The 13,158-nt window shown below is 72.6% G+C and carries 11 protein-coding genes; 4 read left to right on the top strand and 7 right to left on the bottom strand.

Going from position 1 to position 13,158, the window contains the following annotated elements; translation table 11 throughout:
* Positions 1-22: 22 nt before the first annotated feature.
* Positions 23-910 (top strand): serine hydrolase, encoded by an 888-nt coding sequence (locus tag V6U81_RS11930; protein WP_334488018.1) that lies wholly within the window; start codon positions 23-25, stop codon positions 908-910.
* Between the two features lie 155 nt (positions 911-1,065).
* On the top strand, positions 1,066-2,040 hold the full coding sequence (locus tag V6U81_RS11925; protein ID WP_334488015.1) for an MBL fold metallo-hydrolase: 975 nt from the start codon (positions 1,066-1,068) through the stop codon (positions 2,038-2,040).
* 55 nt (positions 2,041-2,095) lie between these two features.
* On the opposite strand, the gene V6U81_RS11920 is transcribed toward V6U81_RS11925, so the two are convergent.
* The 5 genes from V6U81_RS11920 to V6U81_RS11900 form a co-directional block, all read right to left on the bottom strand.
* A complete protein-coding gene (locus V6U81_RS11920; protein WP_334488012.1) occupies positions 2,096-2,317 on the bottom strand; it encodes a TM2 domain-containing protein in 222 nt (73 codons plus the stop codon).
* A 79-nt stretch (positions 2,318-2,396) separates the two neighbouring features.
* On the bottom strand, positions 2,397-2,936 hold the full coding sequence (locus tag V6U81_RS11915; RefSeq protein WP_334488009.1) for a DUF1697 domain-containing protein: 540 nt from the start codon (positions 2,934-2,936) through the stop codon (positions 2,397-2,399).
* On the bottom strand, positions 2,933-3,655 hold the full coding sequence (locus V6U81_RS11910; RefSeq protein ID WP_334488006.1) for a dienelactone hydrolase family protein: 723 nt from the start codon (positions 3,653-3,655) through the stop codon (positions 2,933-2,935). The genes V6U81_RS11915 and V6U81_RS11910 overlap by 4 nt, the downstream gene beginning before the upstream one ends.
* A 99-nt stretch (positions 3,656-3,754) precedes the next feature.
* Positions 3,755-4,177 (bottom strand): hypothetical protein, encoded by a 423-nt coding sequence (locus tag V6U81_RS11905; RefSeq protein ID WP_334488004.1) that lies wholly within the window; start codon positions 4,175-4,177, stop codon positions 3,755-3,757.
* Positions 4,174-5,106: a ParA family protein gene (locus V6U81_RS11900; protein ID WP_334488002.1), complete on the bottom strand. Its 933-nt coding sequence runs from the start codon at positions 5,104-5,106 to the stop codon at positions 4,174-4,176. Before V6U81_RS11900 ends, V6U81_RS11905 begins: the two co-directional genes overlap by 4 nt.
* A 109-nt stretch (positions 5,107-5,215) precedes the next feature.
* On the opposite strand from V6U81_RS11900, the gene V6U81_RS11895 reads away from it, so the two are divergent.
* The gene (locus tag V6U81_RS11895) at positions 5,216-8,650 is read left to right on the top strand and encodes a helicase-related protein (RefSeq protein ID WP_334488000.1); all 3,435 of its coding nucleotides are present in this window, start codon (positions 5,216-5,218) and stop codon (positions 8,648-8,650) included.
* 209 nt (positions 8,651-8,859) lie between these two features.
* Entirely contained in the window at positions 8,860-10,983 is a 2,124-nt protein-coding gene (locus V6U81_RS11890) for a hypothetical protein (RefSeq protein ID WP_334487998.1), read from the top strand.
* 61 nt (positions 10,984-11,044) lie between these two features.
* On the opposite strand, the gene V6U81_RS11885 is transcribed toward V6U81_RS11890, so the two are convergent.
* Positions 11,045-12,445 (bottom strand): amino acid permease, encoded by a 1,401-nt coding sequence (locus tag V6U81_RS11885; protein WP_334487996.1) that lies wholly within the window; start codon positions 12,443-12,445, stop codon positions 11,045-11,047.
* Positions 12,446-12,470: 25 nt separating this feature from the next.
* Complete coding sequence (locus tag V6U81_RS11880; RefSeq protein ID WP_334487994.1) at positions 12,471-13,034, bottom strand: SOUL family heme-binding protein; 564 nt, start codon at positions 13,032-13,034, stop codon at positions 12,471-12,473.
* Positions 13,035-13,158: the final 124 nt, after the last annotated feature.

The raw sequence follows: 13,158 nt of genomic DNA, 5'->3' as shown, positions 1-13,158 counted from the left end.
AGCCGCCGGTTACCGTGCCGGGGTGGCAGCACAGGAGCGGATCGCGGAGATCTTCCAACGGGCCGGCGTCACCGGGAGCCTGCACGTCGTACCCGTGGACGGTGGCGACGGCCGGGAAGTCGCGGTCACGGCCGACCGCCAGACGGTGATCGCGTCGGTGTTCAAGATCTTCCTGGTGTTGGAGTTCGCCCGGCAGGTCGCAGACGGCCAGCTCGACCCGGCCGAGCGGGTCCTGGTGACCGCAGGCGACCGGCTCGGTGGCTGGGGGGTGGCCGGCTGCGCCGACGACGTGGAGATCTCCCTGCGTGACCTGGCCTACCTCAGCATGTCGGTGAGCGACAACACCGCGGCCGACGTGCTGCTGCGCCGGGTGGGCGCGGACGTGCTGCCGATGCTCGCCGCCGAGCTGGAACTACCGCGCACCCGGATCGTGGGCGGACCTCGGCAGCTGGTCGAGACGATGCTCGCCGACGCGGGCGCCCCCACCGAGGCCGAGTTCGCGCGGATCTTCCCCACCCTGTCCGACGAGCGGGTCCGGGCCATGCGGGTGCTCGACCCGGGGGCGACCACCTCCAGCACCGCCCGGGAGATCACCCGACTGCTCGGGTTGATCTGGCGGGACGAGGCCGGCCCGGCCACCGCCTGCGCCACCGTCCGGGAGCTGATGTCCCGGCAGCTCTCCTGGACCCGGCTGGCCTCCGGCTTCCCGCCGGGCGTGCGGGTGGCCGCGAAGAGCGGCACGCTGCCCGGGCTGCACCTGGAGGCCGGGGTGGCCGAGTACCCCGACGGCGGGCGGTACGCGATGGCGGTCTTCGCGCGCTCCCGGCGGCTCTCCACCCGGCGCATCGACGTCGACCTGGCCATGGGTGAGGCCGCCCGGACCGCGGTGGAGGCCCTGCGGGCCCGGTGAATTTCTGCCCGTCCCGCCCGCCGGACGGCGCCGTTGAGCTGGCCTGATATCCGGACCGATATCGCCCGTCGACCCGTCTGATCTTGGACGCCCGGCGGTGCGCGGTGGTGGGCTGGGGGCCGTTCAGGTACCACCCATGACGGGGAGGATCCACCATGTCCGCACCTCAGCTCGATCGCCGCCGCTTCCTGCGGGACACGGCCGCCGCCACCGCCGCGGTGACCGCCGGCGGACTCGTCGCCGCCGCCCCGGCGCAGGCCGCGCCGGTGTGCGCCGCCGCGCCCGCCGCCCGCCGGCCGGGCGTGGCCAGCTTCCGGTGGTGGGGCACCTCCGGCTGGCGGATCGACATCGGCGGGCGGACCGTGCTGGTCGATCCGTACCTCAGCCGCTTCGACACCGGGCTGTTCCGGGGGGCGTTCGACCCGGCCACCCCGTTGACCGTGGACACCGCCGTGGTCGACCGGTACGCCGACCGGGCCGCCACCGTCCTGGTCACCCACACCCACTGGGACCACTTCGCCGACGTGTCGCACATCGCCGCGCGGACCGGCGCGCGGGTCTTCGGCACGCTCACCGCGTACCACCTGGGCCTCGCGTACGGGGTCCCGGCGGGCCAGCTCAGCCCGGTCAGGGGCGGCGAGGTGCTGGAGTTCGGCGACCACACCATCGAGGTGGTGGCGGCCCTGCACAGCCGCAACGCGTCGTACTCGGTCGCCTTCCCCGGGGTGCGGGTCAGCCCGCCGGAGCGGCCGGCCACCATCGCCGACCTGCCGGAGGGGGACACCCTGGCCTACCAGGTCCGGGTGGACGGCGGACCGTCGGTGTTCCTCATGGGGGCCAGCGACTTCGCCGAGCGCAACCTGACCGGCCTGGCGCCGGACGTGGCGATGGTGGCGCTGCCGGCGACCGGCTCCACCGCCGACTACGTGCCCCGGCTGATGGCGGCGCTGGACCACCCGAGGGTCGTGGTGCCGGTGCACTGGGACAACTTCGAGACGCCGCTGGTCAACCCGCCGACCGTCGCGCCCGCCGACCGTGAGCGGCTGGACAACCTGGTGGCCGCCGTACGCCGGGTGTCCCCGCGCAGCCGGGTGCTGGTGCCCGAGTACGGCACGGCGTACCACTTCTGACGCCACGACGGCGGGGCCGGGGTCGTCCGACCCCGGCCCCGCCCGTGACGTCGCCTTACTTGGCGAGCGGCTGGCCCTGCTTGTCCTTGAAGGAGCCGACCAGGATCAGGATGAAGTCGATCAGCGTCCAGATGCCGAGCCCGCCCAGGGTGATCAGCTGGAGAATGCCGGTGCCGACCTTCCCGGTGTAGAACCGGTGCACGCCGAGCGTGCCGAGGAAGATGCAGAGCACCAGGGTGACGACCCAGGACTTCTGGGTGGTGACGGGAGCAGTCACGACGGTCCTTTCGCAGTGGAGACAGCCGCGGGAGCGTATCGGCGGCCACCCACCGGAGGCAAGATCGCCCGGGAGCCGGTCAGCCCGCGGCCAGGTCCCGCAACGCGCACACCGACTTCCAGTTCCGCGTCGTGGCCACCACGCCCAGTTGCTTCTCCAGGTAGGCGTTGGTGAACTTCGAGCGGCCGTACCCGCCGTCGGGGAAGTGCAGGTGGACCTCCCGACCGGCCACGGTGAACTCCACGTTCTCCCCACCCGGCACGGTCAGCGCGGTCACCTTCGACTTCGCCGGCCGCTCCGCCAGGAACGCGACCAGCAGCCGCGTCGGGTCGTCCTGCCGCCCGGCGTACGGGCTGGCGTCGATCACCGCGGTCAGCTCGTCGGCCGTACGCACCAGCACCGGCACGGTCAGCCCCAGCTCGTCGGCGATCGCCCGCTCGATCCCCTTCGCCAGCGCGCCCGCGTCGGCCGAGGTGCTGCCGAAGACCACATTGCCGGACTGGAGGTAGGTGCGTACGTCGTCGTGGCCCAGATCGGCGACCAGGCGGCGCAGGTCGGCCATGGCGATCCGGGTGGTGCCGACGTTGACCCCGCGCAGCAGCCCCACGTATCGGTTCACGCCGCCTCCCCAATCAGGTACCGGTCGAAGAAGGTGACGATCCGCCGCCGGGCGTCCGTCGCGGACGGCTCGTGCGGCCCGCCGGTCACCCGCACCAGCGCGTGCCCCAGCCGGGTCAGCTCGCCCGGCCGGTGGTCGTTGAGGAACCCGTGCGCCGCCTCCGGATAGACGGTGACCTCGTGCGGGACGTCGTTGGCGGTCAGCGCCGCCGCCAGCACCGTCGGCGCCGTGCGCAGGCTGCGGTCGCGGGCGCCGAAGCTGCCCACCACCGGGCACGCCCCGGCCAGTAGCCGCTCGGCGTCGCGCGGCAGCCGGCCGTAGTTGACGCTCGACGCGGCGTACCCGCCGGTGGGCGCGAGCTGGAGCGCGAAGCTGCCGCCCATGCAGAACCCGATCACGCCGATCCGGCCGGTGCAGTCGGGTCGCCCGGCGAGCCAGGCCCGGGTCGCGTGCAGCTCGTCGAAGGCCGGGCCGTGCCCCTTCATCAGCGTCCGCAGGGTCGCCGGCACGCACCGGGCCAGACCGCCCCGGGAGTACAGGTCCGGCGCCACCGCCAGGTAACCCTCGGCCGCCAGCCAGTCGGCCTGCCGGCGGATGTCCGGCGTCAACCCGAACACGTCCTGCACGACGACCACGCCGGGCCGTGGCCGGTCACCGTCCGGTTCGCTCAGGTACGCGGGCAGCGTCCCCCGAGCCGTCGGGATCTGCACGTCGGGCACGGGGGCCTCCTCGCCGGTCGACGTCAGTCCCGTCAGCCTAGGTACCCGGGGCCGCACTCGGAAGCGCCGGGCAGTACCGGCCGCCGTGGTGGATGCCGGTCAGAGGCGGCGGATCGCGGTGGAGTTGAGCCGGAAGCCGATGGTCCGGTCGACGATCCGGTCCACCAGCTCGGCCTTGCGCAGACTCGTCACACCGCGCATCTCCAGGGCCGCCGCGAGGGCCTTCAGGTCCTTGGCGGCCCACGGCGACAGGTACGCCGTACCCTCGTCGCGGTTGTCCATGGTGGCCAGGGCCGCGCGGGCGGCGTCCAGGTCGATCGCCGGCGCGGCGGCCCGGCGGGCGGTCGCGGCCCGCGCCGGGACCGGTCGGGCCGCGGGGACCCGGGGCGTGTCCGCGCCGAAGGGGACCACCGCCAGTCGGGCGCGGCCCTCGGCGAGGTCGGTGACGTCGGCCTCCGGCAGCTCCTGGAGGAACTCGGCGACCCGGGCCAGTACGGCGAGGGTGAGCTTCGCGTCGGTCATGCCGCCGCCCTTTCCGGCTGGAGGAGGTCGAGGAACTCGGTGGTGAGCTGGCGCAGCTCGTCGCGGACCACGGGCACGGTGACCCGGTCGCGCAGCACCACCGGCACCCCGCGCGGGGTGTTGCTGGCGTAGAGGCTGACGTTCTCCCGCAGCGCGGTGGGGAAGACCGGCAGGCCGAGCCCGCGGACGTTGTCCATGTAGCCCTGGTGGGCGCTGATCGGCCGCTGCGACATCAGCTGGATCATGGTGAACACCACCCCGGCGATGTCCGGGGCGACCTTGTGGTGCCGGCGGCTGGTGGCGAACCGCCGGGCGTCGGCGTTGTACTGCTCGACCAGCTCCTGGACGTTGCCGTAGAGGTAGTCGATGCCCAGGGTGGACAGGTAGTCGGCCTTCGCGGGGATGACCAGGTGGTCGCTGGCGATGATCGCCGACTGGGTGACCACGTTGAAGTTGGGCGGGCAGTCGATCAGCACCAGGTCGTAGCTGTCCAACGCGTCGTCGTGCAGCCCCTCGGCCAGCGAGCCGCGGACCCGGAACAGCTCCGCGTCGTACTCGTCGCCGTTGGCCACGCCGCGGGCCAGTGCCAGGTCGATGTCGATCAGTTGCAGGTGGGAGGCGATCAGGTCGAGCCGGCCCGGGCCGCTCAGGTGCGCGTTGACCGGGCCGGGGGAGACCACCAGCTCGCCGAGGCGCACCGCCGGGGCGTCCCCGCGCAGGCCGTCGTACCAGCGCTTCACGGTCCGGTCGTCGCGCAGCCGCTCGCGCCAGTCGTCCGGGTCGTAGAAGCTGAACGTCAGGCTGGTCTGCGGATCGAGGTCGATCAGCAGCACCTTCATCCCCCGGTTCGCCAGCTCGGCGCCGAGGTTGGCGGTCACGGTGGTCTTGCCCACCCCGCCCTTGTAGTTGATCACCGACACGACGTACACCGACGGCACCTCCCCAGACCGGGAACGGTAGCGGTCGCCGCCCCCGCGCGACAGCCCGGCCGGCGGCGCCGGGACGGCCGGATCCCGGCCGGCGTGATAGCAAGTCCGGATGCTGCCGCTCGAAGAACTCGCCGCCGGCGCCGCCGTGACGGGCATCGTCCCCGATGGACCGGCCGAGCTGATCGCGGTCACCGCGATCGGCGCGGACACCGTCCGGGTGGTCTACCGCACCGCCGGTGGGCAGCTCGGCGAGCAGATCCTGATGCGCGGCAACGAGCCGGCCCTCGACCTGGTGGCCGCCGAGCGGACCCCGTTCGACGCCGACGCCGAGGAGTTCAAGCTGGCCGCCGAGGCGCTGCGGCTGCGCGCCGCCGCGCACATCGACCCGATGCTCGCCGTCACCAGCAGCGATCTGGAGCCGCTGCCGCACCAGATCGAGGCGGTCTACGGCCACCTGCTGGACCGGGTGCCGCTGCGTTTCCTGCTCGCCGACGACCCGGGCGCCGGCAAGACCGTGATGGCCGGCCTCTACGCCAAGGAGCTGATGCTCCGCGGCGACCTGTCCCGCTGCCTGATCGTGGCCCCCGGCGGCCTGGTGGAGCAGTGGCAGGACGAGCTGTACGACAAGTTCGCCCTGCGCTTCCAGCTCCTCACCACCGAGCTGGCCCAGGCGGTGCCGCGCGGCGAGAACCTCTTCGCCGGCCACCCGCTGCTGATCGCCCGGATGGACCAGCTCGCCCGCAGCGAGCGCTGGCTGGCCGCCCTCGCCGAGAGCCGCTGGGACCTGGTGGTGGTCGACGAGGCGCACCGGATGTCCGCGCACTACTACGGCCGGGAGGTCTCCGCGACCCGCCGCTACCAGCTCGGCGAGCGGCTCGGCGAGGTCGCCGACAACCTGCTGCTGATGACCGCCACCCCGCACGCCGGCAAGGAACGCGACTTCCAGCTCTTCCTCAACCTGCTCGACGCGGACCGGTTCGAGGGGCGCTACCGGGAGGGCGAGCACGACACCGGCGCCGACGGGCTGATGCTGCGCCGGGTCAAGGAGGAGCTGCTCACCCTCTCCGGCACGCCGCTCTTCCCGCCCCGGCGGGCGTACACCGTGCCGTACCAGCTCTCCGCCGCCGAGGCGGAACTGTACGAGGCGGTCACCGCGTACGTGCGGCAGGAGTTCAACCGGGCCGACACGCTCAGCGGGGCGCGGGGCAACACCGTCGGCTTCGCGCTGACCGTGCTGCAACGCCGGCTCGCGTCCAGCCCCGAGGCGATCCTGCGCTCGCTGCGCCGCCGGGCCGCCCGGCTGGCCGAGCGGCTGCGCGAGGCCGAGACCCGGCCGGCCGCGCTGGGCGGCGCCGCCGGCGGCCCGGTCGACCTCGACGAGGCGTACGACGACTTCCCGAGCGCCGAGCGCGAGCAGCGGGAGGAGGAGGTGGTCGACGCCGCCACCGCCGCCCGCTCCGCCGAGGAGCTGCGGCACGAGATCGGGGTGCTGCATCAGCTGGTGGCGCTCGCCGAGCGGGTCCGGCAGTCGGGCACCGATCGGAAGTGGACCGAGCTGGCCGGGCTGCTGCGCGGGGCCCCGGAGATCGCCACCCCCGAGGGGCCGCGCAAGCTCATCGTCTTCACCGAGCACCGGGACACCCTGGGCTACCTCTGCGACCGCATCGGCGAGCTGCTGGGCCGCCCCGATGCGGTGGTGGCCATCCACGGCGGGATGGGCCGGGACGCCCGGCGGGCCGTCCGGGCCCGGTTCGCCGGCGAGCCGGACTGCCTGGTGCTGGTCGCCACCGACGCGGCGGGGGAGGGGCTCAACCTCCAGCAGGCCCATCTGATGGTCAACTACGACCTGCCGTGGAACCCGAACCGGCTGGAGCAGCGCTTCGGCCGGATCCACCGCATCGGCCAGCGGGAGATGTGCCACCTGTGGAATCTGGTCGCCGCGAACACCCGGGAGGGCGAGGTGTTCCAGCGGCTGCTGGCGAAGCTGGAGGAGCAGCACGCCGCCCTGCGCGGGAAGGTCTTCGACGTGCTCGGCGAGGCGTTCGAGGGCGAGCCGCTGCACCGGCTGCTGCTCGACGCGGTCCGGCACGGCGATCGGCCCGAGATTCGTGACCACCTGCGCCAGGTGATCGACGCGCGGGTCGGTGAGGCGGCTGCGCGGCTGCTCGACGAGCGGGCCCTGCACACCGACCTGCGGGGCGGCGCCGACGCCCGGCGTACCCGGGTGGACCTGGAGGAGGCGCGGGCCCGCCGGTTGCAGCCGTACTACGTGGAGGGCTTCTTCCGGGACGCGTTCGCCCGGGCCGGCGGGCGGCTGACGAGCCGGGAGGCCGGCCGGTACGCCGTCCCCGACGTGCCCCGGGCCGTCCGCGAGCGGCGCACCCGGACCGCGCCGATCCCGCTGCGCTACGAGCGGGTCTGCTTCGACCGGGCGGCCACCCGGCTCGACGGCAGGCCGACCGCCGAGCTGCTCGCCCCCGGCCACCCGCTGCTCGACGCGGTGGTCGCCCACACCCTCGACCGGTACGCCCCGGCGCTGGAGCGCGGCGCGGTGCTGATCGACCGGCTCGACCGGGGCGAGGAGCACCGGCTGCTGGTCGCGGTGGGTGAGGAGGTGGTGGACAGCCGCGACCGGGTGGTGGCCCGGCGGTTCGGTTTCCTGGAGCTCTGGCCCGACGGCCGGTCCCGGGACGGCGCGGCGCCCTTCCTCGACTACGCCGCCCCGGAGGCCGCCGAGCAGGGCGTGGTGGCGCACGTGTGCGGCGACGGCTGGCCGGCCGACGCCCGCGAGGTGGCCGAACGCTGGGCCACCGGCCAGCACCTGCCCGACTGGTACGCCTCGGTCAGCGCCCGCCGCCGGGAGCTGGTCGAGCGGACCCGGGGGCAGGTGCGCGACCGGCTCGACCGGGAGATCGCCCACTGGCGCGCCGAGGCCGACCGGCTCGCCGGGCAGCTCGTCCCGGACGCCAGCGTCCGGGAGAAGCGCCGGCACGCCGAGCAGCGGGTCGGCGAGCTGACCGGCCGCCGGGAGCGGCGGCTGGCCGAGCTGACCGCCGAGGCGCACACCCAGACCCGGCCGCCGTCGGTGGCGGCGCTGGCGCTGGTGCTGCCGCAGGGGCTGGTCGACCGCCTCCTCGGCCGGACGGTGACCGTCCCGGACACCACCGAGGCGGAGCGCCGGGCGGTCGAGGCGGTGCTGCGGGCGGAGCGCGCGCTGGGCCGGGAGCCGGAGCTGATGGCCCACCACAATCCGGGCTACGACATCCGCTCCACCGGCCCGGACGGGCACCTGGTGCACATCGAGGTGAAGGGGCGGGAGCCGGGCGCGGCGGACTTCTTCGTCACCAACCGGGAGATCCGGGTCGGCCAGAACGCCGGCGACTACCGGCTGGCCCTGGTCGAGGTGGACCCGGAGCGGTCGCCCGGGGCGGAGGAGCTGCGCTACCTGCGCCGGCCCTTCGCCGACGAGAAAGTTTCCGCGCTGGTGAGCCGGGTGCAGTTCAAGTGGGCCGACATGTGGCAGCGCGGCGGTGTGCCGTCCTGATCCCCGTCCGGGACGGACTGTGTCTCGCGTTCGTGACAAAGCTGTGACCCGGCAGGGGGTTCGCATCCACCGTCGCAAGTGGTTGCCTGAAGGCAACATTCCCCTGATCAGCGGTTTTATGGCCGCAGTGTCCAGGGCGCGAGAGTGTTACACCGACGGCGGTGGCCGGAGCTGATCACCGCCCTCCTTCAGGAGGCATCCGCGTGCGAATGAGACGACCGAGTCGGATCGCGGCCATGGTGGCGAGCGTGACCGCGCTCGCCTTCACGGCCTCGGCCCCGGCGAGCGCCAACGACCACGAGAACCTTCCCGGCGAACCGACCATCACGCTGCCGATCAACGACAGCGCAGCCGGCGGCACCTACCAGCAGGACTTCACCCGGGTGTACGCCAACACCACCCCCGACGGCACCCCGGTCTACATCTACGTCCCGGTCGGCACCCCGCTCAACGGCACCGCGCCGGCCGGCGTGGCCAGCCTCGACCCGCAGTTCGACCACAACCCGGCCGACGAGTTCACCCCGTGCGCCACCGCCACGGCGGCGCAGTTCACGCTCACCCAGGCGCAGATCAACTACGTCGGCGACAAGCTGGCGAGCCAGATCGTCGCGGTGGACGAGGAACACTTCGGCCCGATGGAAGCCGCCGACCCGGACGAGCCGGCCAGCGACTCGCTGGTGATGCTGCTCTACAACATCCAGGACGACGCGTACTACGACTGCGCGGTCAACTCGTACACCGCCGGGTACTTCGCGCCGGACTTCATCGAGACCAACGGCATGAACGTGATCGTGGTCGACGCCCTCGACTGGGCCAACCGGGTCGGCCCGAACACGTCGCCGTGGCGCGACGCCAACCCGGCCAACGACCGCCCCGAGCTGTACGAGGGCACGGTCGCCCACGAGCTGGAGCACCTGCTGCACAACTACAGCGACCCCGGCGAGCTCTCCTGGGTCGACGAGGGGCTGGCCGACTTTGCCATCTTCCTCAACGGCCTGGACGCCGGCGGCTCCCACCTCAGCAATCACCAGGTCTTCTACGAGGAGACGTCGCTGACCCGCTGGGGCGGCAGCCTGGCCAACTACGGCGCCGCGTTCACCTACTTCCAGTACCTCTGGGAGCAGGCCGGCGGCAACGGCGACGGCACCTACACGCCGGACAAGCAGTACGACGGCAAGGCCGGTGACCTGCTGATCAAGATGATCTTCGAGGAGCAGGCCGACGGCATGACCGGCGTGCAGAACGCCATCGACGACTTCAACGCGCTGCCCGGCCCGGACCTGCGCAGCGCGGCGGACCTGTTCCGCGACTGGTCGGTGGCGGTCTACCTGGACGACGAGGACTCGCCGATCTACGACATCAAGGCCTTCGACTTCGGCAACCCGGCCGACACGTCGTGGACCATCGACATCGCCGACGACGTCTTCTGGGGCGGCCGGGGCAGCTACAACGGCGCCACCCCGGACGCCAAGTGGGCCCGGCTGAAGAACCGGCCGGACACCACCGCCGTGCCGTTCGGCATGTCGGTCGAGCGGTTCCGCAACCCCGGCCCGACCGTCGCGCTGACCTTCGCCGGCGACGCGCAGACCGTCATCGCCCCGCACAGCGCCCCCGACCACTGGTACGCCGGCTACGAGAGCCAGTCCGACAACATCCTCAACGTCGACACCGCCGGCCCGGTCACCTCGCTGGACTTCTGGAGCTGGAACTTCATCGAGGAGGGCTGGGACTACGGCTTCGTCGAGGCCCAGGTCGGCGGCAACTGGGTCACCGTGCCGCTGCGCAACGACGCCGGACAGGTCGTCACGACCAACGAGGACCCGCACGGCAACAACACCGAGGGCAACGGCCTGACCGGCACCTCTGGCGGCGAGTACTTCGTGGACGACCCGGAGTACGTGCACCTCACCGCGGTCCTGCCGGCCAACACGACGGACGTGCGGTTCCGGTACTCCACCGACGCCGCGTACCTGGACACCGGCTGGTTCGTGGACGACGTCCGGGTCAACGGCGCCGCCGCGACGCTCTCCTCCCCGGCCGGGGACTGGTTCCTCACCGACGGGGTGCAGGACAACAACTGGACCGTGCAGATCGTGGCCCACTGCGACCTGACGCCGGGCACCACCTCGGCGGGGGAGACCACCGACGGTGCGGGCAACTGGGTCTACCGGTTCACCGGGGACCAGTTCACCCGCAGCGGCTTCAACACGAAGTGTGCCAACGGCAACCAGAACGACTTCGCCGTCCTGATCTCCAACCTGCCGACCGGTGACCTCACCTACCTGGACGCGGACTACACGTTCCGGGTGACGAACACCGGCAACAAGAAGTAGGTCGTACCACCACCGGGTGGGCCCGCGCCGCACGTCGGCGCGGGCCCACCGCCCGTACGCCTCAGGGCCGGCGCCCGCCGCGGTCGGCCAGCGCCGAGCGCCGGTAGCCGTAGAGCGCGTAGATCGCCGCGCCGATCACGAACCAGACCGCGAACCGCAGCCAGGTCACCCGGTCGAGGTAGGTGATCAGCCAGACCGAGAAGACCGCGCCCAGCGCCGGCACCACCGGCATGCCGGGCAGCCGGAACGTGCGGGGTGTCTCGGGGTGGCGGTAGCGCAGCACGATCACCGCGATGCAGACCACCACGAAGGCCAACAGGATGCCGATGTTGGTCAGCTCCGCCGCCTGCCGGATCGGCAGGAAGCCGGCGATCAGCGCCGAGCCCACCCCGACGATCCAGGTGACCCGGGTCGGCACCCGCCGCACCGGGTGGACCTTGGCGAACCAGGCCGGCAGCAGCCCGTCCCGGCTCATCGAGAACCAGACCCGGGTCACCCCGAGCATGAAGGTGAACATCACCGTCAGGATCCCGATGATCGCGCCGACCGCGATCACGCTGGCCAGCCCGGAAAGCCCCACCGAGGCGAACGCGGAGGAGAAGCCGCTCTCCGGGTCGATCTCCCGGTAGTTCTGCATGCCGGTGAGGACCAGGGTGGCCAGCACGTACAGCACCATCGAGATGACCAGCGACCAGATGATCGCCTTGGGCATGTGCCGGCGGGCGTCCTTCGACTCCTCGGCGGCGGTGCTCATCGCGTCGTACCCGAAGACGGCGAAGAAGACGGTGGCCGCGCCGGTGAACGCACCGCTGATGCCGAAGGGGAAGAACGGCGAGTAGTTCGCGGTCTTCACGTGGAAGAAGCCGACCACGATGACCAGCAGCACCACGGCCACCTTCAGCCCGACCACGAACGTCTCGAACCGGGCCGCGGTCCTGATGCCCAGCGTCAGCAGGAACGCGATGAGCAGGCAGAGCAGCACGGCGAAGAGGTCGACCACGTGCCCGTCGCCGGTGCTGGGGGCGCCGAGCATCCAGGCCGGCAGCTCCGCGCCGAGCTCGCCGACGAGGAAGCCGAAGTAGCCTGAGATACCGATCGCCACCACCGCGACGATCGCGGTGTACTCCAGCAGCAGGTCCCAGCCGATGAACCAGCCCACCGCCTCGCCGAGCACCGCGTAGCCGTAGGTGTAGGCCGAGCCGGCCTTCGGGATCATGCCGGCGAACTCGGCGTACGACAGTGCGGCGGCCGCGCTGGCCAGGCCGGCGATGAGGAACGACACCAGTACGGCCGGCCCGGCCGTCTCGTTGGCCACCGCCCCGGCCAGGGCGAAGATGCCGGCGCCGATGATGCCGCCTACGCCGATCGCGGTGAGCTGCCACAGCCCCAGCGAGCGGGACAGCCCCTCCTCGGTCTCGTCGTCGATGGCCTCGACAGGTTTCCGGCGGAACATTCCGCTCATCGAGGAACCCCTTCTCCTCGGCCGGTCACTCGACGACCGGGAGCACGACCTCGTTGTGGCGCAGGAACCAGGGCTTCCACGGTGGGTCGAAGCGGGCGTAGCGGATCGCGCCGGTCGGTTGCAGGCCGACGGCGGTGACCGCCCGGCCCAGCGCGGTGGCCCGCTCGCCGAACGACCTCTCGGTCCACCGGCCGGAGAAGCGCATCGCCGCGGCGAGCTGATCGGGGATCTCCCGAACGGTGATCCGTGGGTCCTCCGGCTCGGGCGCGGTGGCCGCGGTGAGCTCCGCGGGCAGCACGAAGCGGACCAGCCAGCTGTCGATCTGATCGGCCTCCTCCTGCACGACCGGCGCGGTCATCGCGATCTTCTCCGGCCGGGCCGGTTCCTGGACCACTGGCGCGGTCATGTTCACCCGACGCCGGGACCGGTTGGCGCCGGAGATGTACGCGGCCAGCGGCCGGAACGCCGCGTTGCCCGCCCCGACCAGGTCCCCGGCGACCCGCAGCTCGGCGACCAGGTGGGCCGGATACCGGCGCAGCTCGAAACCGGGGTGCCGGTCCACCACCCGGTACGGCTGCTGCTCGGTCATCGGCACGCTCCCCGGGCGAGTGGACTCTTCTCTTCACGCTACCGTCCGGCACCGGTTTCCTCCCGGCGAAGCGGGCGGGAGGAGAGCGGCGCCGGTGGCGGCCCCGGCCCGTACACCGCCTGGC

The organism is Micromonospora lacuserhaii, from assembly GCF_036902735.1.
In the GTDB taxonomy this organism is placed as follows: domain Bacteria; phylum Actinomycetota; class Actinomycetes; order Mycobacteriales; family Micromonosporaceae; genus Micromonospora.
The sequence above is the reverse complement of the archived record's forward strand: the minus strand, read 5'-3'. Positions and strand labels throughout refer to the sequence as shown.

Bases quoted from the DNA above. Each gene is read 5' to 3' on its own strand.
- V6U81_RS11925 (WP_334488015.1), top strand. From the start codon at position 1,066: ATGTCCGCACCTCAGCTCGATCGCCGCCGCTTCCTGCGGGACACGGCC.
- V6U81_RS11905 (WP_334488004.1), bottom strand. From the start codon at position 4,177: ATGACCGACGCGAAGCTCACCCTCGCCGTACTGGCCCGGGTCGCCGAG.
- V6U81_RS11895 (WP_334488000.1), top strand. From the start codon at position 5,216: ATGCTGCCGCTCGAAGAACTCGCCGCCGGCGCCGCCGTGACGGGCATC.
- V6U81_RS11890 (WP_334487998.1), top strand. From the start codon at position 8,860: ATGAGACGACCGAGTCGGATCGCGGCCATGGTGGCGAGCGTGACCGCG.
- V6U81_RS11885 (WP_334487996.1), bottom strand. From the start codon at position 12,445: ATGAGCGGAATGTTCCGCCGGAAACCTGTCGAGGCCATCGACGACGAG.
- V6U81_RS11880 (WP_334487994.1), bottom strand. From the start codon at position 13,034: ATGACCGAGCAGCAGCCGTACCGGGTGGTGGACCGGCACCCCGGTTTC.